Source organism: Roseomonas sp. TF40 (assembly GCF_057219975.1).
Genome location: NZ_JBXVVR010000001.1, coordinates 1218470 through 1238590 on the forward strand (window position 1 = coordinate 1218470; position 20121 = coordinate 1238590).

Annotated in this window: 14 protein-coding genes; 8 read left to right on the forward strand and 6 right to left on the reverse strand. The window is 71.0% G+C overall.

Annotated features, from left to right (window positions below; translation table 11 throughout):
* Positions 1-45: 45 nt before the first annotated feature.
* Positions 46-1224, reverse strand: coding sequence for a mandelate racemase/muconate lactonizing enzyme family protein (locus AC2D9U_RS05315; protein ID WP_484747093.1), 1179 nt, complete (start codon positions 1222-1224; stop codon positions 46-48).
* On the reverse strand, positions 1221-2129 hold the full coding sequence (locus AC2D9U_RS05320; protein ID WP_484747094.1) for a dihydrodipicolinate synthase family protein: 909 nt from the start codon (positions 2127-2129) through the stop codon (positions 1221-1223). Before AC2D9U_RS05320 ends, AC2D9U_RS05315 begins: the two co-directional genes overlap by 4 nt.
* A 108-nt stretch (positions 2130-2237) precedes the next feature.
* Between AC2D9U_RS05320 and AC2D9U_RS05325 the strand changes: the two genes are divergently transcribed.
* The gene (locus tag AC2D9U_RS05325; RefSeq protein ID WP_484747095.1) at positions 2238-3218 is read left to right on the forward strand and encodes a Bug family tripartite tricarboxylate transporter substrate binding protein; all 981 of its coding nucleotides are present in this window, start codon (positions 2238-2240) and stop codon (positions 3216-3218) included.
* A 3-nt stretch (positions 3219-3221) separates the two neighbouring features.
* Here the strand turns inward: AC2D9U_RS05325 and AC2D9U_RS05330 are convergent, their stop codons facing one another.
* The 4 genes from AC2D9U_RS05330 to AC2D9U_RS05345 all read right to left on the reverse strand — a co-directional run bounded on the left by AC2D9U_RS05330 (position 3222) and on the right by AC2D9U_RS05345 (position 10899).
* On the reverse strand, positions 3222-4109 hold the full coding sequence (locus AC2D9U_RS05330; RefSeq protein WP_484747097.1) for an endonuclease/exonuclease/phosphatase family protein: 888 nt from the start codon (positions 4107-4109) through the stop codon (positions 3222-3224).
* Positions 4106-4975, reverse strand: a complete 870-nt coding sequence (locus AC2D9U_RS05335) for a transglutaminase family protein (protein WP_484747098.1) — start codon at positions 4973-4975, stop codon at positions 4106-4108. The genes AC2D9U_RS05330 and AC2D9U_RS05335 overlap by 4 nt, the downstream gene beginning before the upstream one ends.
* A gap of 180 nt (positions 4976-5155) precedes the next feature.
* On the reverse strand, positions 5156-7624 hold the full coding sequence (locus AC2D9U_RS05340) for a circularly permuted type 2 ATP-grasp protein (protein WP_484747099.1): 2469 nt from the start codon (positions 7622-7624) through the stop codon (positions 5156-5158).
* Entirely contained in the window at positions 7621-10899 is a 3279-nt protein-coding gene (locus AC2D9U_RS05345) for a transglutaminase family protein (protein WP_484747100.1), read from the reverse strand. Before AC2D9U_RS05345 ends, AC2D9U_RS05340 begins: the two co-directional genes overlap by 4 nt.
* A 157-nt stretch (positions 10900-11056) precedes the next feature.
* On the opposite strand from AC2D9U_RS05345, the gene AC2D9U_RS05350 reads away from it, so the two are divergent.
* The 7 genes from AC2D9U_RS05350 to glgC all read left to right on the forward strand — a co-directional run bounded on the left by AC2D9U_RS05350 (position 11057) and on the right by glgC (position 20051).
* On the forward strand, positions 11057-11800 hold the full coding sequence (locus tag AC2D9U_RS05350) for an SDR family oxidoreductase (protein WP_484747101.1): 744 nt from the start codon (positions 11057-11059) through the stop codon (positions 11798-11800).
* Positions 11801-11905: 105 nt separating this feature from the next.
* Positions 11906-12658, forward strand: coding sequence for an SDR family NAD(P)-dependent oxidoreductase (locus tag AC2D9U_RS05355; RefSeq protein ID WP_484747102.1), 753 nt, complete (start codon positions 11906-11908; stop codon positions 12656-12658).
* A gap of 19 nt (positions 12659-12677) precedes the next feature.
* Complete coding sequence (locus AC2D9U_RS05360; protein WP_484747103.1) at positions 12678-12983, forward strand: c-type cytochrome; 306 nt, start codon at positions 12678-12680, stop codon at positions 12981-12983.
* Positions 12980-13930 (forward strand): glucokinase, encoded by a 951-nt coding sequence (locus AC2D9U_RS05365; RefSeq protein WP_484747104.1) that lies wholly within the window; start codon positions 12980-12982, stop codon positions 13928-13930. Before AC2D9U_RS05360 ends, AC2D9U_RS05365 begins: the two co-directional genes overlap by 4 nt.
* A gap of 87 nt (positions 13931-14017) precedes the next feature.
* The gene (locus AC2D9U_RS05370) at positions 14018-16540 is read left to right on the forward strand and encodes a glycogen/starch/alpha-glucan phosphorylase (RefSeq protein ID WP_484747105.1); all 2523 of its coding nucleotides are present in this window, start codon (positions 14018-14020) and stop codon (positions 16538-16540) included.
* 18 nt (positions 16541-16558) lie between these two features.
* Positions 16559-18787, forward strand: a complete 2229-nt coding sequence (gene glgB, locus AC2D9U_RS05375; RefSeq protein ID WP_484747107.1) for a 1,4-alpha-glucan branching protein GlgB — start codon at positions 16559-16561, stop codon at positions 18785-18787.
* Positions 18774-20051, forward strand: a complete 1278-nt coding sequence (gene glgC, locus AC2D9U_RS05380; protein ID WP_484747108.1) for a glucose-1-phosphate adenylyltransferase — start codon at positions 18774-18776, stop codon at positions 20049-20051. Before glgB ends, glgC begins: the two co-directional genes overlap by 14 nt.
* Positions 20052-20121: the final 70 nt, after the last annotated feature.

Genomic DNA, 20121 nt, shown 5'->3' on the forward strand with positions numbered 1-20121 from the left:
CTTGCATCGGGTCCGCCCGATGCTTCGCCGCCAGGGCGCGGGGGGTTACGCGCCGATCAGGGTTAACATCGCGTCACTCGGCTCGATGCCGAGCCCCGGGCCATCGGGCAGGGTATAGGCGCCAGCCGCGCAGGCCATGTGGCGCGTGCCGGTCGGCCGCGTCAGGTGCAGATTCGGGTCGAAGATGCTGTGCTGGTATTCGTGGCAGGGCAGTTTCTGCAGGGCGCTCGAGGCCTGCAGGCTCGCCGCCATGAACAGGCCGACGCCGATCGTGGCATGCGGCATCACCTCGATGTGGTTCGCATGGCAGAGCGCGCCGATGCGGGCGAATTCGGTGATGCCGGTGCGGCCCATCTCGGGCTGGCCGATGCCCATGCAGCGGGCCTCGAAGCGCGGCTGCCATTCGAAGACGGTGCGCAGCTCCTCGCCCAGCGCGATGGGCACGCCCACGCCGCGCGCGACGGCGGCCACGCCCGCGATGTCCTCCGGCGCGCAAGGCGCTTCCGCGAAGGCGAGGCCGTGGGGTTCGAGCGTGCGGATCAGGCGGATCGCCTCGGCGGCGGTGTATTTCCAGTGCAAATCCGCCATGATCCGCGCGCCGGCGCCGAGCCCTTCGCGCAGGGCGGCGATCTCGGCCTCCGGGCCGGCATCGGCGACGACGGCGGCGAATTTGAAGCCCGCGAAGCCGCGCGCCTGCCACTCGCGGGCGAAGGCCACGCGCTCTTCCAGCGTCGCGCGCGGCAGGCCGCTGACATAGGCCGGGATGGTCTGGTGCCGCCGCCCGCCGAGCAGGGTCGAGATCGGCACGCCGAGCCGCCGCCCCAGCAGGTCCCACAGGGCGATGTCCACCGCCGCCAGCGCATCGAGGAAGAAGCCGCCGAAATAGCCGCGCACGCGCATGAGGTCGTAGAGATCCTCATGGATCACGGCGGGCGCGGAGGGGTCGCGGCCTTCCAGCACGGGCGCGATCACATCCTCCACGATGGCGCGCACGGCCTCGGGCGCCACGATGCCATAGGTCTCGCCCCAGCCGACGAGGCCCTGCTCGGTGACGACGCGCAGAACGACGGAGCGATCGACGGTCGGGTAGAGCGTGCGGTTGCCCGCGCGGACGATGTAGCCCCGCCGGTTCACCTGCTCGCCCGCGCGCAGCGGGCCAAGATAGGGCACGTCACGCGGCAGGGTGACGATGTGCGCGGTGACGGACTCGATACGGTCGGTCATCGGACGGGATGAATCGTCAGGGTCGGTGCCGCCGTGGCGATGAGTTCGCCGATCTCCACGAGGTCGCCCGCATCGAATTTCGGCCCCGCGGCGCGCGCGCCGGTATGCACCAGCAGGCCGCGACGCTTCAGCACCTCCTTCGTCGCGCGGACGCGGAAGTTCATCTGGAAGAGCAGCAGCGGCAGCGTCAGCGTGTAGAGCCGCCGCGCCTCGGCCTTGTCGCCCGCAAGCCAGGCGCGCCAGAGCGCGGCATGGACATCGGCGATCTCCAGCGCGGGCATGGTGCCGTTCGCACCGCGTGCCAATTCGTCGAGCACGAAGCGCGCCCCGGCGCCGCCCATCACGCCATCGAGCCTGCCATCGGCCGCGACGAGGATGCGCGACACATGCTGGCCGCAGGGCAGCGTCTCCTCCTTCACGTAGCGGATCGCCGGCACGCCGGCGGCCACCGCCGCCACCGCCTCGGGCGAGAGGGCGGCGCCATTCGGCGCGGGCGCGTTCTGCAGCATGATCACCAGCCCCGGCGCGGCCTCGGCCACCGCGGCGAAGAAGGCGATCTGCTTCGCCACATCGGCCCCGGCCTGGGGCGGGGCCATGATCATCGCGCAGACCGCGCCCGCCGCCATGCCCTCCCGCGCCCGGGCCGCGCTCTGCGCCGGATCGGCGTGGGAGGCGCCGACGATGAAGGGCAGCCGCCCCGCGAGATGCACGCCGAGCGCGGCCACCATCGCGCCCCGTTCCTCGGCGGAGAGGGTCTCCACCTCGCTCGCCATGCCGGGGAAGACCACGCCATCGACGCCCGCTTCCACCGCGAAATCGATCAGGCGGCGGAAGGCCTGGGCATCCACCGCCCCCTCCGGCGTGAAGGGGGTTGGCAGAACCGGAAACACGCCCTTCAGCGCCATCTTCTCTCTCCCGCTGCCGGCGATTGACCAAGCCTGATTGACCCTGGCCGGCGATACTCCCCATGCTGCGAGCGGAAACACCGGCAGGCAAGCCGCGGGAGGAAGAGCATGTTCACACGTCGTACCCTTGGGGGCCTTGCGGCCGGCCTCGCCTTCGCCGGCGGCGCCAGCGCCCAGGAAGCCTGGCCGAGCCGCCCCATCCGCTTCATCATCCCCTTCCCGCCCGGCGGCGCGGCCGACCTCGTGGGCCGCATGGTGGCGGCGCATCTGCAGGGTGCGCTCGGGCGCGGCGTGGTGGTGGAGAATCGCGGCGGCGCGGGCAGCACCATCGGCGTCGATGCATTGGCGAAATCGGCGCCCGATGGCTACACGATCGGCATGATCAACATCGCCGCCAACGCCATCGTGCCGGCGGTGCGGCGCCAGCCCCTGCCCTTCCGCCCGGTCGAGGACTTCGCCCCGATCTCGAACCTGGCGGTCACGCCGGCGCTGCTGCTCATCAACCCGCAGAAGCTGCCCAATGTGCGCACGGTCGCGGATCTCGTGGCGGCGGCCAGGGCACGGCCGGAGGCGATCAATTTCGGCTCCTCCGGCGTCGGGTCCTCCCTGCATCTGGGCATGGAACTCTTCATGGCGAAGGCGGGCATCCGCATGACCCATGTGCCCTTCGCCGGCGGCGGGCCGCTGCTGCAGGCGCTGCTGGCCGGCACGATCGAGGTTTCCCTCGATGTCGCGGCGACCACCAAGGCGCTGATCGCCGAGGGACGCATCCGCGCGCTGGCCACCACCGCGCCGGTGCGCATGCCCGAATTCCCCGATCTGCCCGCGCTGAACGAGACCTATCCGGGGGCGGAACTGGCCTCCTGGCACGGGCTTGCGGCGCCGGCCGGCACGCCCGCACCGATCCTCGCGCGCCTGGCTACCGAGACGCAGGCGTTCCTGCGCAGCGCCGAGACCGCCACGCGCTTCCGCCAGCAATCGCTGGAGATGCCGCAGCAGACCACGCCCGAAGCCTTCCGCGCCTTCATGGTGCGCGAATTGGCGACCTTCCAGGAACTCGCCCGCGCGCAGAACATCGTGGTGGAGTAGGCCTCAACCGAGGTCCATCTCGATCCAGATAGGCAGGTGGTCGCTGCCCTGCGCCTTTGTGTCCACCCAGGCGCGGCGCAGCTTGCCCGCCAGCATGGGATGGAGGAAGGCGTAGTCGATGCGCGCCCCCTCCTGCCCCGCCCATTCGGCCAGGGTCCAGCCGCTGGCCTCCTTGTGGCCCGCGGCCACCCAGGCATCCACGAACTGCCCGCGCACCGGCACGCGGCCGTGGGATTCGTAATGCAGGCCCGCCAGCAGCGGATATTCCGGCCCGTCCGGGCGCAGGTTGAAATCGCCCATCAGGATGCAGGGCTCGGGCGGCGCCGGTGCGGCCCAGCCCTCGGCCCAATTGTCGGGGTCCGCATCATGCGAGTCGGTCCAGGCCATGCCCTCGCGCGGGGCGGCCTCCACCATCGCGCGCAGCGCCATCACCTGCGGGATGCGCGTATCGGGGGTCAGGTGCGACAGGTGCAGCGAATAGAGCCGGATCGGCCCGCCCGGCAGGTCGAGCACCGCTTCCACTGCGCAGCGCTGCACGTCGCGCGTGCGCATCGGCGGTGAGAAGGGCAGCGGCAGGGTGCGCGTGGAGCGGATCGGCCAACGGGAGAGCACCATGTTGCCGAAGCGCCGGCGGCGATTCACCACGCGCCCGGCGGCGTCGGTGAAGCTCGCATCCACGTCATAGGTCGCGCCGAACACCGCATGGCGGTTCAGCCGGCGCGCGAACCACTCGGCCTGGTCCACGAAATCGTTGCGCACGAAGCCGGAGGCGACCTCCTGCAGCGCGATCACGTCCGCGGCCTCGATCTCGGCGGCGATGCGTTCCAGGTCGAAGCGCCGGTCCTGGCCCTTGCCATACTGGATGTTGTAGCTCGCGAAGGTGATCGTCATGCCGGCACCAGATCCACAGCAACCTCCAGTTCCTGTCGCCCGCCGCCCAGCAGCAGGCCCTTCACCGGGCTGATGTCGGCGTAGTCCCGCCCCCAGCCCAGCACCACATGCTCATCCGCCACGACCAAATCATTGGTCGGGTCGAGATCCACCCAGCCGAATTCGGGACCGAGCCAGCAGCCCACCCAGGCATGGCTGGCATCCGCGCCCTGGCGGCGGATCTGCCCCGGCGGCGGCCGGGTGCGGACATAGCCGCTGACATAGCGCGCCGGCAGGCCCATGGCGCGCAGCCCCGCGATCATCGCATGGGCGAAATCCTGGCAGACGCCCGCACGGTTCGCCATCACCTGCGCCACGGGGGTGGAGAGCGTGGTCGCGCCCGGGCGGAAGGCGAAGTCGCGCTTGATGCGGCTGGTCAGCTCGCGCAGCCCCGCCAGCACCGGCCGGCCGGGGGCGAAGCTCGCGCGCGCATAGGCGCCGGCACTGGCCTCGGGGGCGGCGTGCTGGCTGGGCAGGGTGAATTCCACCGCATCCCAGCCGGAGCGCCGCTGCGCCGCATCGCGCACCGCCTCCCAGGGCGGGGTGAGGTGCGCCTCGGGCGGGGGCGCGAAGGCGACGTCCACCTCGGCCTCCAGGGTCACGGCGAAGGCGGCGTGCGGCGCATCGAGGAACAGCCACGTCATGCCATTACCGAAATGGTCCTGCCCTTCCGTGCGGTGGCTGGGCGCGGGCAGGCAGGTGACCTCCGCGCGATGCACGATCTGCCCGGGCAGCGGGCGCGGCGTGAGATGCAGCAGATGGGCGGCAAGGTCCACCGGCGCGGCATAGGCATAGGCCGTGCGATGCCGCAGCGCGTAACGGGTCATCTCAACGGTCGCCTACGGCGACGCGTTGAGATGGCTTCTGTGCCCTCAGGCGCCGGGCGCCGCCTTCGGCGGCTTGGCTCGTCATGCCGAAGGCATGCGTTCCGCATGACGGAGTGCCGGCGGGCGCCATTCGGCGCCTCGGCCCTGCGGGCCGCCAGAGATGTCCGCTTCTGGTCGGCATCACCCTTCTGTCGTCTCCTCCTCGCCCAGCGCGTGCGGGCGAACATGGGAGACATAGCGCCGGGCGACGGCGTCGGACAGGGCAGCGATCTCCGCCTCCAGCGCGAAAAGCGCGGCCGGCAGGCTGGCGGCGGCCACGGCGCGGTCGGGCGCGCGCAGCACCTCATCCACCAGCGCCTGCGGCCGCGCGGCGAGGCCGGCCGCGGTCGCCGCGAGGCTGTCATCCGTGCCGCCGATCTCGGCCAGGCGCAGCGAGACGGCGTCGAGCTGGAAGGCCAGCGCGCGCGGATTGCCGGGGTCCGCCAGCACCAGGTCCAGCACCGGCCCCGGCTGCACGGCGGCGAGGTAGCGGGCGCGGTAGGTCAGCGTCGAGTCGCACAATTCCAGGGCGAGGCGCAGCCCGGCCTCCATGCGCGGCGCCGGCTGGTCCAGCGCATGGCCCAGCGAACTCGCCGTCGCCGCCGCGCGCTCGATCCGCCGCCCGAGGTCGAGGAACATCCACGCGCCCCCGCGCACCATGTTCTCCGCCGCGATGCCCGCCAGCGCGGTGCAGCCGCGGATGATGCCGCTGGCGGCATCGACCAGCGCGTCGGCGCGCTGCGCGCCCTCCGCCAGCTGCGCCCGCCCGTCCTGGCTGAGCTGCGCGAAGGCGGCCCACATGTCATGCGTCAGCCGGTCGCGCACCGCGGCCTGGGGGCGCTCCGTCGCCTCGAGCAGGCCGAGCAGCGCCCCGCCCGGCGCGGCCGCGGCCTGCAGCGCCTCGGGCAGCGCCTTGCCCTCCATCTGGCCGGCCACCGTCTCGGCATTGATCAGCCCCGCGGCGGCGAGGCACTGGGCCAGGGCGCGCAGCTCCGCCACCTCGCGCGGCAGGGCGGCGCCGCGCAGCAGGCGGGTGAGCATCGCGCGCGTCAGCCGCGCCGCCGCCTCGAGCCTTTCGAGGTAGCGGCCGAGCCAATAGAGGTCGTCCGCGACGCGTGAGGGCAGTTCCGCCCCCGAGCGGCGGATCGGCAGCATCGCCACGCGCGGCGCGGCGGGGCCGAGGATGTCGGTGCTGTCCTCCGCCATCACCCAGACATCCTTGGCCGCGCCACGCCGGGTCGGCGGGGCGGCGATCGGCCCCTCCGGCTCGGTGACGAAGGCCAGGCCGCCCGGCATGGCGCGCCAATCGCCCGCCGCATCGCAGATCAGGAACATGCGCAGCACCACCGCGCCGGGTTCCAGCCGCTCGCCCTTCAGGCAGGGCGCGGCGGAGGGCTGAAGCGGGCGGGTCGCGGCATATTGCCAGGGCGCCTGGCCGGAAAGCGCCTCCAGCGCGCCCAGCGGCGGCGCCAGGCCCGGATCGAAGGCGGAGCGCAGGCGCCAGCCCTCGGGCTCGGCCAGCACACGCTCGCGCGCCGCGGCATCGCCCAGCCACAGCGTCTCCAGCATCGGCAGTTCGAGGGGCGCGTTCAGCAGGTGCCGCGCGCAATCGGCCAAGTAGGGCGCCATGCCCGGCGCCTCGACCAGCATGGAGCCGGGCGCATTCGCCATGCGCACCCTGCCCTCGCGCAGCGCCGCCATCAGGCCGGGCACGCCCGCGCCAGGGTTGAATTCCAGCGGGTCGCAGGCCTCGCCCTTGATGCGGCGGAGGATGACATCGATGCGCCGCAGCCCGCGCAGCGTCTTGAGGAAGACCTCCCCGCCGCGCACCGTGAGGTCGCCGGCCTCGACGAGTTCCAGCCCCAATTCGCGCGAGAGGTAGAGGTGCTCGAGCCAGGTTTCCTGCTTCGCGCCGGGGCTCAGCAGCGCCAGGCGGGGGTTGTCGGTGCCCGGCGGGGCCAGGGCCTGCAGGGCATCGAGCCAGGCGTCGAAGAAGGGCCGCAGCGGGCGGATCTGCACGGCGCGGAAGGCCTCGGGCAGCACGCGGGCAAGCAGCGCGCGGTTCTCGGCCGCGAAGCCCACGCCATTTGCCCCCCCGCTGCGATCCGCCAGCACATGCCAGCGCCCATCGGGGCCGCGGATCAGATCGGCGCCGTAGAACACAAGGCGCGGAAAGGGCTGCGGCGCGGGGGCGCGGCAGGCCCGGAGGAAATGCGGGTTGGCATAGGCGAGGCTCGCCGGCAGCACGCCCTCGCGCAGCAGGGTCTGCGGGCCGTAGAGGTCCTCGGCCATGGCGGCGAGCAGCCGGGCGCGCTGGGCGAGGCCGGATTCGAGGCTGGCGAATTCGCTGGCGTTCAGGATCAGCGGCACCGGGTCGCAGCGCCAGGGCCGGCGCGCGCGGCCCGGCGCGCCGGTGCCCTCGGCGGCGAGCACCGTGGCCACGCCTTCCTCATCGAAGGCGCGGTCCAGCCGGCGCGCGCGCTCGGCCAGCGCGGCGTAGCCGAGCGAAGAGAAGGCGCCGAGCAGCGGCCGCCACTGGCCGCGCACCCGCCCCGCGCCATCCACCATCTCATCCAGTGGCGGGGCCTGGACGCCCCCCTCGACGCTCACGCGCGGCGCAGATCGAGGGTGCGGGGCGTGGCGCGGCTTTCCACCACGCGCGGCGGCGCCATGGCGCCGGTGCTGTGGCCGAAGGCGTTGAACAGGGTGCGGCGGCGGGCCTCGGCCTCATTCGCATTGACCGGGAAGGTCTGGTAGTTGCGCCCGCCCGGATGCGCGACGTGATGCGTGCACCCGCCCAGCGACCGGCCCGACCAGGAATCGTAGATGTCGAAGGTCAGCGGCGCCTGGGCACGGATGGTCGGGTGCAGCGCCGAGGGCGGGTCCCAGGCCTTGAAGCGCACGCCGGCGACGTATTCGCCCGCCACCCCGGTGGGGGCGAGGGGCACGGCCACGCCGTTCACCGCCAGGGTGTAGCGCTCGGGCGCCCAGCCGGTGACGCGCGTCTGCAGCCGCTCCACCGAGCTGTCCACGTAGCGCGCGGTGCCGCCCGCGGTGGCTTCCTCGCCCAGCACATGCCAGGGCTCGAGCGCCTGGCGCAGCTCAAGCTCGATGCCGCGCTGCGCGATGGCGCCGATCCTGGGGAAGCGGAACTCGAAATGCGGCGCGAACCAGGCGGGGTCGAGCCTGAAGCCGAGCCCGCCAAGTTCCTCCAGCACGTCCTGGAAATCCTGGCGGACATAGTGCGAGAGCATGAACTCGTCATGCAGCCGCGTGCCCCAATGGATCAGCCGGCGCTCATAGGGCCGCTCCCAGAAACCGGCGAGCAGGCTGCGCAGCAACAGCTGCTGCGCCAGCGACATCTGCCAGTGCGGCGGCATCTCGAAGCCGCGGAACTCGACGAGGCCCCGCCGGCCTGACGCACTGCCCGGGTCGTACATCTTGTCGATGCAGAACTCCGTGCGGTGGGTGTTGCCGGTCATGTCCACCAGCAGGTTGCGGAAGATGCGGTCCGTCATCCAGGGCGGCGTGGACGACCCGCGCGGCGGCACCTGCGCGAAGGCGGTCTCGAGCTCATGCATCGCATCCGAGCGCGCCTCATCGACGCGCGGATGCTGGCTGGTGGGGCCGATGAACATGCCGCTGAACAGGAAGCTCAGCGAAGGGTGGTTGTGCCAGAAGCCGACGAGCGACTTCAGCAGATCGGGCCGGCGCAGGAAGGGGCTGTCGGCCGGCTCGGCCGCGCCCATCACCATGTGGTTGCCACCACCCGTGCCGACATGGCGGCCATCGAGCATGAACTTCTCGGTGGCGAGGCCGACCTGCCGCGCTTCCTCATAGAGCTGAGCGGTGCGGGTGCTGAGATCCGCCCAATCCGTGGCGGGGTGGATGTTCACCTCGATCACGCCCGGATCGGGGGTGACGGAGAAATGCAGCAGCCGCGGATCGGAGGGCGCGAGATAGCCCTCGAGGAACACCTTGCGCCCGGTCTCGGCCGCCGTGGCCTCGATGGCGGCGACGAGGTCGAGCCAATCGCCCGCCTCGGTCAGGGGCGGCAGGAAGACATGCAGCAGCCCACCGCGCGCCTCGACGCAGAGCGCGGTGCGGACCACGCCGGGCTCCTCACGGCCCGGCACCGGGGTGGGCTGCTCGACGACGCGGCCATGGCCCTCGGGCAGGGCGGCGCGGCTGCGCAGGGCCGGGCGCTTCGCGAAGGGGTCGGGCTCGGGCGCGGCGTCGATCGCCTTGTCGCTGGCCCAGGGCAGGCTATCGAGCGGCAGGCGGAAGCCGATCGGGCTGTCGCCGGGGATGAGGAACAACTCGCCCTCGCGCAGCGACCAGGTGCCGGATTCCCACACCCTGTCGCCCCCCGCCACGCCCCGGCGCAGCGGCAGCACGGAGCCCGCCTCGGCCGAAAGCCCGGCGCCGGCGAAGAGCCGGGCGAGGCGCGCGCGCTCCATCGGGTCGCGCAGCTTCGAGTCCTCGGCCAGGACGTTGGCGGGCAGCTTCTTCTCGCGCCAGAGGTAGTAATGGACGTCCTCATGCGCGGCCATGCGCAGCTTCGGATCGACGCCAAGCTTGCCGGCCAGAAGGGTCGCGAATTCCGCCGCATCCTTGGCGGTGGCGTTGTCCGTGTCGTCATCCGAGGCCAGCAGCGCGGGGTCCTGCCACACCGGCTCGCCATCGGCGCGCCAGTGGCAATAGAGGCCCCAGCGCGGCAATTGCTCGCCCGGATACCACTTGCCCTGCGCATAGGTCAGCGCCGCGCCCGGCGCCCAGAGCGGCTGCAGCCGGCGCAGCAGCCGCCCGGCATAGCGCCGCTTGGTGGGGCCGAGCGCCTCGGTGTTCCATTCGGGCGCGTCGCGATCGGTCTCGGCCACGAAGGTCGGCTCGCCGCCCACGGTCAGGCGCACATCCGCGGCCTCCAGCACCGCATCCACGGCCTGGCCCATGGCGTCGATCCTGGCCCAGGCAGCATCGGTGTAGGGCTTGGTGACGCGCGGCGTCTCGGAGATGCGGCGCACCTCCATGTGGAAGCCGAACTCGGTCTCGGCCTTGTCCACGCCGCCGGTGATGGGCGCGGCGGAACCCGGCTCGGGGGTGGCGGCGAGCGGGATATGCCCCTCGCCGGCCAGCAGGCCGGAGGTGGGGTCGAGCCCGATCCAGCCCGCGCCGGGCACATAGACTTCGCACCAGGCGTGCAGATCGGTGAAGTCGCTGGCCGGGCCGGCGGGGCCTTCCACGGGCTTCACATCGGGCACCAGCTGGATGAGGTAGCCCGAGACGAAGCGCGCGGCGAAGCCCAGATGCCGCAGGATCTGCACCAGCAGCCAGCCCGAGTCGCGGCACGACCCCTTGCGGTTGCCCAGCACCTGCTCGGGCGTCCAGACGCCGGGCTCCATGCGCACGATGTAGCCGATCTCGGTGGAGAGTTTCTGGTTCAGATCGACCAGGTAGTTCACCGTGTTGGGCGCGCTGCGCGGGATGTCCTTCAGATAGGCCTCGAGCAGCGGGCCCGGCGCCTCGAGCTTGCGGAAGGGGGCGAGTTCCTGCGCCAGCACGGGATCATAGGCGAAGGGGAAGGCCTCGGCCTCGGGTTCCACGAAGAAGTCGAAGGGGTTGATCGTCGCCATGTCGGCAACGAGATCGACCGTCACCTCGAAATGGCGCACGCGCTCGGGGAAGACGACGCGGGCGATGAAATTGCCCTGCGGGTCCTGCACCCAGTTCAGGAAATGCGGCTTCGGCGAGATGTTGAGCGCGTAGGAGAGGATCGGCGTGCGGCTATGCGGGGCCGGACGCAGGCGGATCAGCTGGGGCGAGAGGCCCACCAGCCGGTCATAGTCGTAGCGCGTGCGATGCGTCAGGGCGACGTGGATGCTCATGGGGTCTGCCGGGGTCCGGAAGGAAGCGTCGCCCCGCTATCCCACCGGAGGGGGGCGCCCCGCAAGGCCGCGCACTACCCCAGGGGCATGGGCAGGGTGGACAGGCAAGCCCGCCCCGCGCCACCCTGCCCGCAATTCGCGCTGCATGGGGAACGTCATGGCTGAGAAATACGCATTGGTGACAGGCGCCGGGTCGGGCGTGGGTCGCGCCGCTGCCCTCGCGCTGGCGGCCGATGGCTGGACGGTGGCGCTGCTGGGCCGCCGCCGCGAGGCGCTGGAGGAGACGGCCGGCCTCGCCAAGGGCCGCACGCTGGTGGTCCCCGGCGATGTCTCGGACCCTGCTTCGGTGACCGCCGCCTTCGCCACGATCGAGAAGGCCTTCGGGCGGCTCGACCTGCTCTTCAACAATGCCGGCAACAATGTCCCGGGCACGCCCTTCGAGGAGCTGACGGCCGAGCAGTGGTTCACGGTCGTGAATGTGAACCTCAACGGCGTCTTCCTGGTGGCGCATGCGGCCTTCAGGATGATGGCGAAGCAGACGCCCCAAGGTGGGCGCATCATCAACAACGGCTCGATCAGCGCCCATGCGCCGCGGCCGGGCAGCGCGCCCTATACCGCCACCAAGCACGCGGTGACGGGGCTGACGAAATCCATGAACCTCGATGGACGGCGCTTCGACATCGCGGTCGGGCAGATCGACATCGGCAATGCCGCCACCCCGATGGCCGAGCGCATGGCGCGCGGCGTGCCGCAGGCGGATTGGTCGATCAAGGCCGAGCCGCTGATGGATGTGGACCATGTCGGCACCGCCGTTGCGCAGATGGCGGCCTGGCCGCTGGCGACCAATGTGCTGACCATGACGATCATGGCCACCAAGATGCCCTATGTCGGGCGCGGCTGATCCCATGCGGTCGCTGCAGGGCCCAGGCGCCGCGCTGGGCTGGATGGCGACGCAGAACCTTGGGGCGCCGAGCACCGGAAGCGTGAATCGCATGGGAAGAAATCAATGAACAAGCTGGATCTTCAGGGCCGCGTCGCCATCGTCACCGGGGGCGCGCGCGGCATCGGCCTCGCCGTCGCGCGGCGCATGGTCGCCTCCGGCGCCGCCGTCTCGATCTGGGATGCCGACCCGGCCAAGACCGAGGAAAGCCGCGCCGCACTCGCCGCCGAGGGGCGCGTCACGGCCGAGGTGCTCGACCTGACGGATGAGGTCGCGGTGGCCGAGGCCACGGCCAAGACCGCCGCCGCGCATGGCAAGATCGACGTGCTGGTGAACAATGCCGGCATCACCGGCGGCAACATGCCGGTCACCGAGATCCCGCCCGACCAATGGCGCCGGGTGATGGAGGTGAACCTCACCGCGCCCTTCCTGGTGGCACGCGCCGTGGTGCCGCATCTGGTGGCCGCCGGCTGGGGCCGGGTGGTGAATGTCGCCTCGGTCGCGGGCAAGGAGGGCAACCCCAACGCCGCCCACTACTCCGCCAGCAAGGCCGGGCTGATCGGGCTGACGAAGTCGCTGGCGAAGGAGCTCGCCACCAAGGGCGTGCTAGTGAATTGCGTGACACCGGCCGCGGCCAAGACCGACATCTTCAACCAGATGACGGAACAGCACATCGCCTTCATGCTCTCGAAGATCCCGATGGGCCGCTTCGTGGAGGTGGAGGAGATCGCCGGGCTGATCTGCTGGCTCTGCACGCCCGATTGCTCCTTCTCCACCGGCGCGACCTTCGACATCTCGGGCGGCCGCGCCACCTTCTGACCCCCAGGGAGACCCCGCCATGCGCCCGCTGCTGACGCTGCTGCTGCTCAGCCTGCCGCTGCTGCCGGCCGAGGCAGCCGACCCGATGGCGGGGCGCGAGGCGGCGGCGCAATGGTGCGCCGCCTGCCACCGCGTGGCGGCCGACGGCCCCGGGCCGATGAGCGACGCCGCGCCGAGCTTCGCCGCCATCGCCCGCCGGCCGGCGGTGACGGCGGCAGGCCTCTCCACCTTCCTCCGCACGCCCCATGCGACGATGCCCGACCCGCGCGTGACGCTGCGCCAGGCGGAGGACATCGCCGCCTATATCCTCTCCCTGCGTCCGTGAGCGCGCTGCTCGCCGATATCGGCGGGACGAATGCGCGCTTCGCGCTGCTCGATGGGGCCGGGCTCGGCCCGCCGCTGATCCTGCCCGTGGCCGGCTTCGCCACGTCCGAGGCGGCGATGGCGCAGGCGCTGGCGACGCTCGCGCCCGCGGGCGGCGTGAGCCAGGCCGTGCTCGCCATCGCCGGGCCGGTGCCGGAGGATGGCGCGCCCGCGCGCCTGACCAACGCACCCTGGCGCTTCGACGCGGCCGCACTCGCCGCGCGCTTCGGCCTGGCGCGGGTGCGGGTGGTGAACGACTTTCTCGCCCAGGCGCACGCCCTGCCGCATCTGCAGGAGGCTGATCTGCACCGCATCGGCGGCGGCGCGGCCGTGCCCGGCGCGCCGATGCTCGTGCTCGGGCCCGGAACGGGGCTGGGCGCGGCGGGGCTGATCGAAACTCCCGCCGGTCCCCGCGCCGTGCCGACCGAGGGCGGGCATATCGGCCTGGCCGCCGTTGATGCAGAACAGGACAGGGTCATCGCCGCGCTGCGCCGGCGTGCCGGCCGCGCCGGGGCGGAGGAAGCGCTTTCGGGCCGTGGCCTCGCCGCGCTGCACGCCATCCTGGCCGAGTTGCAGGGCGCGCAGGTGCCGGCGCGCGACGCCGCCGCCGTGATCGCCGCAGCCCCGGACTGCCCCATCGCCGCTGCGACGGAGGCGATGTTCCTCGACCTGCTCGCCGGTTATGCGGGCGACATGGCGCTGGCCTGGGGGGCACGCGGCGGCGTCTTCCTTGGCGGCGGCATCCTGCCGCGGCTGCTGGCGCGGCTTGATGCCGCGCGCTTCCGCGCGCGCTTCGAGGCCAAGGCGCCGATGGCGGGCTACATGGCGGGCATCCCGCTCGCCATCGTCCTGCATCCCCTGCCTGCCTTTCTCGGGCTCGCGGCCCTGGCGCGGCAGGGGCCGGGCTGAGCCGCGCCAATTTCTGCTGCGGTGCAGCGAAGCGGCTTCAAATAGCGCGCATGATCGGGCAGATTGTGTCATAGGCCACGGGGCTGCGTGCCATACACGAACGCCGCCGGGCCGCTGCCCGATGCCGATGACCATGAAGGACGCGATGCGATGGATACCCCGACGAAACCTGGCGAGGCGCCCTTCGCCAGCGTCCAGCCGTTGCGCGATGCCATCCTGCACAAGCTGACCTACGACCTCGGCAAGAGCCGCCTCGGCGCGCTGGATCGGGATTGGTTCGTGGCCACCGCGCTGGCGGTGCGCGACCGCATCGTCGACCGCTGGATCGACCTGACGCGCGCCACCTACGATTCCGGGGCGAAACAGGTCTACTACCTCAGCCTCGAATTCCTCATCGGCCGCCTGCTGCGCGACAATGTCTGCAATCTCGGCCTGGTCGGCGAGCTGCGCGACGCGCTCGACCAGCTCGGCGTGGATGCGGAACGTCTGCGCATCGCCGAGCCCGACGCCGCACTCGGCAATGGCGGCCTCGGGCGGCTCGCCGCCTGCTTCATGGAAAGCATGGCCACGCTCGGCATCCCCGCCTTCGGCTACGGCATCCGCTACGATCATGGCCTGTTCCGCCAGGCGATCCGCGATGGCTGGCAGCATGAATACCCCGAGGATTGGCTGAAATTCGGCAACCCCTGGGAATTCGCCCGGCCCGAGATCGTGCATTCCATCGGCTTCGGCGGCTCGGTCGATGCGGTGACAGTGAGCGAGGCGCGCATCAAGCATGTCTGGCGCCCGGCCGAGACGGTGCAGGCCGTGGCCTATGACACGCCGATCGTGGGCTGGCGCGGGGCGCATGTGAACACGCTGCGCCTGTGGTCCGCCAAGGCCACGGACGAGCTGCGGCTCGACGCCTTCAACCAGGGCGACCACATCGGCGCGCTGGCCGCGCGCGTGCAGGCGGAGAGCATCTCGAAGCTGCTCTACCCCTCCGATGAGAGCAGCGCGGGGCAGGAGCTGCGGCTGCGCCAGGAATACTTCTTCTCCTCCGCCGCGCTGCAGGACCTCGTGCGCCGGCACCTGCGCGTCTATGGCGATTTGCGCAGCCTGCCCGACCGCGTCTCGATCCAGCTGAACGACACGCACCCCTCCATCGTGGTGCCCGAGCTGCTGCGCATCCTGCTCGACCTGCACGACCTGCCCTGGGACGAGGCCTGGGACATCACGCGCCGGACCATCAGCTACACCAACCACACCCTGCTGCCCGAGGCGCTGGAAAGCTGGCCCGTGCCGCTGATGGAGCGCCTGCTGCCGCGCCACATGCAGCTGATCTACCTGATCAACGCCTTCCACCTGGACGAGGTGCGCGACCGCTTCCCCCATGACGGGCGGCTGATGGCCTCGGTCTCGCTGATCGAGGAAGGCTATGGCCGGCGCGTGCGCATGGGCCACCTGGCCGTGGTGGGCTCGCACAAGGTGAATGGCGTCTCGGCGCTGCATTCCGAGCTGCTGAAGCAGACGGTCTTCGCCGATTTCCACCTGCTCTTCCCCGGCAAGCTCACCAACAAGACCAACGGCATCACCTTCCGCCGCTGGCTGCAGCAGTGCAATCCGGGCCTGACGGGGTTGCTGGTCGAGGCCTGCGGGGCCGAGGTGCTGGACAAGCCCGAAGCGCTGCGCAAGCTGATCCCGCTGGCCGATGACACGGCGTTCCAGCAGAGGTTCATGGCCGCGAAGCGCGTCAACAAGCAGGCGCTGGCGGCGCTGGTGCGCGACCAGCACCAGCTGAAGGTGGATCCGGACGCGCTGTTCGACGTGCAGATCAAGCGGATCCACGAATACAAGCGCCAATTGCTGAACGTGCTGGAGGCCGTGGCCCTCTACGACGAGATCCGCAGCCAGCCGACCAAGTCCTGGGTGCCGCGGGTGAAGTTCTTCTCCGGCAAGGCGGCCAGCAGCTATCACCGCGCCAAGCTCATCATCAAGCTCGCGCATGATGTCGCGCGCGTGGTCAATTCCGACCCCACGGTGCGCAACCTGCTGAAGGTGGTGTTCCTGCCGAACTACAACGTCTCCCTGGCGGAAATCATCGTCCCGGCCGCCGATCTCTCGGAGCAGATCTCGACGGCCGGCATGGAGGCCTCGGGCACCGGCAACATGAAGTTCGCGCTCAACGGCGCGCTCACCATCGGCACGCTCGACGGCGCCAATGTCGAGATCAAGGAGCATGTCGGCGACGACAACATCTTCATCTTCGGCCTGAGCACGGCGGAAGTCGGCCAGCGCCGCGCCGAGGGCTGGCGCGGCGAGACCGCGATCGGCCAGTCGCGCCGCCTGAAGGAGGTTCTCGACCAGATCGAGGACGGCGTCTTCTCCCCCGATGACCGCGACCGCTACAAGGATCTCGTCGCGGCGCTGCGCGGCAACGACTACTTCATGGTGGCCGCCGATTTCGACAGCTACTTCGAAGCGCAGCGTGCCGTCGGCCGGCGCTGGCGCGACCGCGCCTCCTGGGCCCGCGCCGCCATTCTGAACACGGCGAACATGGCCTGGTTCTCCTCCGACCGCACCATCGCGGAATATGCCGAGGAGATCTGGAACGTGCCGGTGCGCCGATGATCGCGGAGGGCTGAGCCGGTGGACCCCTGGCGCACGCCGCAGGCGGAGGTGGATGCCCTGCTCGGCGCGCGCCATGGCGACCCCTTCGCCCTGCTCGGCCCGCACGCGGCGCCTGGCGGCGTCGTCATCCGCGCCTTCGTGCCGCATGCGGCGACGCTGCAGGCGCTCGATGCGCAGGGCGGCGTGCATGACCTGCCGCGCCGCCAGGACGCGTTGTTCGAAGGCCTGCTCCCCGGTGCGCGCCTGCCCCTCGCCTATCGCCTGCGCGCGGCGAATGAAGGCGGCGCCTGGGAGATCGAGGACCCCTACCGCTTCGGCCCCACCCTTGGCCCGCTCGACGATCATCTGCTGGTCGAGGGCACGCATCGGCGTCTGCATGAACGCCTCGGCGCGCATCCCACGGTCCATGAAGGCGTCGCGGGCACGCGCTTCGCCGTCTGGGCACCCAAGGCGGCGCGCGTCTCCCTGGTCGGCCAGTTCAACGACTGGGACGGGCGCATGCACCCGATGCGCAAGCGGCTCGACAGCGGGCTGTGGGAGTTGTTCCTGCCCGGCATCGGTGCCGGCGCGGCCTACAAGTTCGAGATCCTCTCCCGTGAGGGCGTGGTGCTGCCGCTCAAGGCCGACCCCTTCGGCCGGGCGGCGGAGCTGCGTCCGTCCACCGCCTCCCTCGTCGCGGCCGATGACGCCTTCTCCTGGCAGGACGCGGCCTTCCTTGCCGCGCGCGCGCAGCGCCAGTCCCGCCGCGCGCCGATCTCGATCTATGAGGTGCACGCCCCCTCCTGGCGGATGCACCCCGATGGGCGTTTCTACGACTGGGACGAGCTGATCGCCTCGCTCATCCCCTATGTCGCCGGGATGGGCTTCACCCATGTGCAGCTGATGCCGGTGATGGAACATCCGCTCGATGCGAGCTGGGGCTACCAGCCGATCGGGATGCATGCGCCGACCGCGCGGCTCGGTGACCCCGCCGGCCTGAAGCGCTTCGTCGATGCCTGCCACGCGCAGGGCATCGGCGTGATCCTCGACTGGGTGCCGGCGCATTTCCCGCAGGACCAGCACGGGCTGATCCGCTTCGATGGCGGCACGCTCTACGAACACCCCGACCCGCGCCGCGGCTTCCATGCCGGCTGGGGCACCGCGACCTATGATTTCGGGCGCACCGAGGTGGCGGCCTTCCTCGCCTCCAACGCGCTGTACTGGATCGACGAGTTCCATGCCGATGGGCTGCGCGTCGATGCCGTCTCGACCATGGTGCATCTCGACCATGGCCGCGCGCCGGACGAATGGACGCCCAATCCCGATGGCAGCACCGAGAACCACGAGGCCATCGCCTTCCTCCGCCAGGTCAATGCGCTGGTGGCGGAGGAACATCCCGGCGCGGCCATGATCGCCGAGGAGGCGACCGCCTTCCCCGGCGTCTCGCGCCCCGCGGCCCAGGGCGGGCTCGGCTTCCAGTTCAAGTGGAACATGGGCTGGATGAACGACATGCTGCGCTACGTGGCGCTCGACCCCGTGCACCGGCGCTGGCACCACAACCTGGTCACCTTCAGCCTGATGTACGCCTTCAACGAGGATTTCGTGCTGCCGCTGAGCCATGATGAGGTGGTGCACGGCAAGGGCACGCTGCTCGGCCGCCTGCCCGGCGATGACTGGCAGCGCTTCGCGACGCTGCGCGCGCTCTATGGCTTCATGTGGGGCCATCCGGGCAAGAAGCTGCTGTTCATGGGCGGCGAGATCGCGCAATGGCGCGAATGGTCGGAGACGCGCGAGCTCGATTGGTGGCTGCTGCGCCACGCCCCGCACCAGGGCGTGCAGGCCCTGTTGCGCGACCTCAACGGGCTCTACCGCACCCACCCCGCGCTGCATGCCCGCGATGCCGAGCCCGATGGCTTCCGCTGGATCGATCCCGACGATGCCGAGCGCTCGGTCTTCACCTGGCTGCGCTTCGGGGCAGCGGGCGACCTGCCCGTGGCGGTGGCGGCGAACTTCACGCCCGTAGTGCGGGAGGGCTATCGCATCGGCCTGCCGCATCCGGGCGTCTGGCGCGAGATTCTCAACAGCGATGCAACCGTCTATGGCGGCTCGGGCGTGGGCAACCTAGGCGCCGTCGTCGCGAAAGATGAGCCCTGGCAGGGATTTCCCGCCTCGGCCACACTGGTTTTGCCGCCACTGGCCACGATATGGCTCCAGGCCGAGGAGAGCGGTGCGACGCCGCCGGGGGAGACAGAGGATGCCGCACTCTAGGGCAGCAGATACGGGCCCCGCGCCGCTGGCGCGTGGCGCCATGGCCTTCGTGCTGGCCGGCGGGCGCGGCTCGCGCCTCATGGAACTCACCGACCGGCGCGCCAAGCCGGCGGTCTATTTCGGCGGCAAGTCGCGCATCATCGACTTCGCGCTCTCCAACGCCATGAATTCGGGCATCCGTCGCATCGCGGTGGCGACGCAGTACAAGGCGCACAGCCTGATCCGCCACCTGCAGCGCGGCTGGAACTTCCTGCGCCCCGAGCGCAACGAGACCTTCGACATCCTGCCCGCCAGCCAGCGTGGCGAGGGGGCCAACTGGTATCTCGGCACCGCGGATGCGGTCTACCAGAACATCGACATCATCGAGGATCTCGCGCCGCGCCACATCGTCCTGCTCGCCGGCGACCACATCTACAAGCAGGACTACGAGAAGATGCTGCAGCAGCACGTCGAGACCGGCGCCGACGTGACCGTGGGCTGCATCGCCGTGCCGCGGATGGATGCGCGCGGCTTCGGCGTGATGCATGTGGATGGCGACAGCCGCATCGTCGATTTCGTCGAGAAGCCCGCCAACCCGCCGGGCATTCCAGGGCGCGAGGACCAGGCCCTGGCCTCCATGGGCATCTATGTCTTCGACACCAAGCTGCTCTTCGACCAGTTGCGGCGCGATGCCGCCGACCCGAACAGCGAACGCGATTTCGGCCGCGACATCATCCCCTACCTGGTCAGGAACGGGAAGGCGGTGGCGCATCGCTTCGAGGCCTCCTGCGTGCGCTCCCGCGCCGAGGACAAGCCCTATTGGCGCGATGTCGGCACGCTCGACGCCTATTGGGAGGCCAATATCGACCTCACCGATGTCGTCCCCCAGCTTGATCTCTACGACCGCGACTGGCCGATCTGGACCTATGCCGAGGTCGTGCCGCCGGCGAAATTCGTGCATGACCTCGACGGCCGGCGTGGTGAGGCCGTGGCCTCGCTGATCTCGGGCGGGTGCATCGTCTCGGGCGCGCAGGCGCGGCGGTCGCTGATGTTCACCGGCGTGCATGTGCACTCCTTCGCCAAGGTCGAGGGCGCGGTGATCCTGCCCTATGTCGATGTCGGGCGCGGCGCGCGGCTGACCAACGTCATCATCGACCGCGGCGTGAAGATCCCGGACGGCATGGTGATCGGCGAGGATCCGATCGAGGATGCGCGGCGCTTCCGCCGCACGGAAAAGGGCATCTGCCTGGTGACGCAGGCGATGCTCGATCGCATCGCTGGATGAACCCGATGCGTTCAACCAAGCCTACGGCCCGCAAGGGCCGAGCGTCCCGGTCGGAGCACTGCTCCGACGC

Excerpts from the sequence above, each read along its gene's own strand:
- AC2D9U_RS05315 (WP_484747093.1), bottom strand. The coding sequence starts at position 1,224 with ATGACCGACCGTATCGAGTCCGTCACCGCGCACATCGTCACCCTGCCG.
- AC2D9U_RS05320 (WP_484747094.1), bottom strand. The coding sequence starts at position 2,129 with ATGGCGCTGAAGGGCGTGTTTCCGGTTCTGCCAACCCCCTTCACGCCG.
- AC2D9U_RS05325 (WP_484747095.1), top strand. The coding sequence starts at position 2,238 with ATGTTCACACGTCGTACCCTTGGGGGCCTTGCGGCCGGCCTCGCCTTC.
- AC2D9U_RS05330 (WP_484747097.1), bottom strand. The coding sequence starts at position 4,109 with ATGACGATCACCTTCGCGAGCTACAACATCCAGTATGGCAAGGGCCAG.
- AC2D9U_RS05335 (WP_484747098.1), bottom strand. The coding sequence starts at position 4,975 with ATGACCCGTTACGCGCTGCGGCATCGCACGGCCTATGCCTATGCCGCG.
- AC2D9U_RS05345 (WP_484747100.1), bottom strand. The coding sequence starts at position 10,899 with ATGAGCATCCACGTCGCCCTGACGCATCGCACGCGCTACGACTATGAC.
- AC2D9U_RS05350 (WP_484747101.1), top strand. The coding sequence starts at position 11,057 with ATGGCTGAGAAATACGCATTGGTGACAGGCGCCGGGTCGGGCGTGGGT.
- AC2D9U_RS05355 (WP_484747102.1), top strand. The coding sequence starts at position 11,906 with ATGAACAAGCTGGATCTTCAGGGCCGCGTCGCCATCGTCACCGGGGGC.
- AC2D9U_RS05360 (WP_484747103.1), top strand. The coding sequence starts at position 12,678 with ATGCGCCCGCTGCTGACGCTGCTGCTGCTCAGCCTGCCGCTGCTGCCG.
- glgC (WP_484747108.1), top strand. The coding sequence starts at position 18,774 with ATGCCGCACTCTAGGGCAGCAGATACGGGCCCCGCGCCGCTGGCGCGT.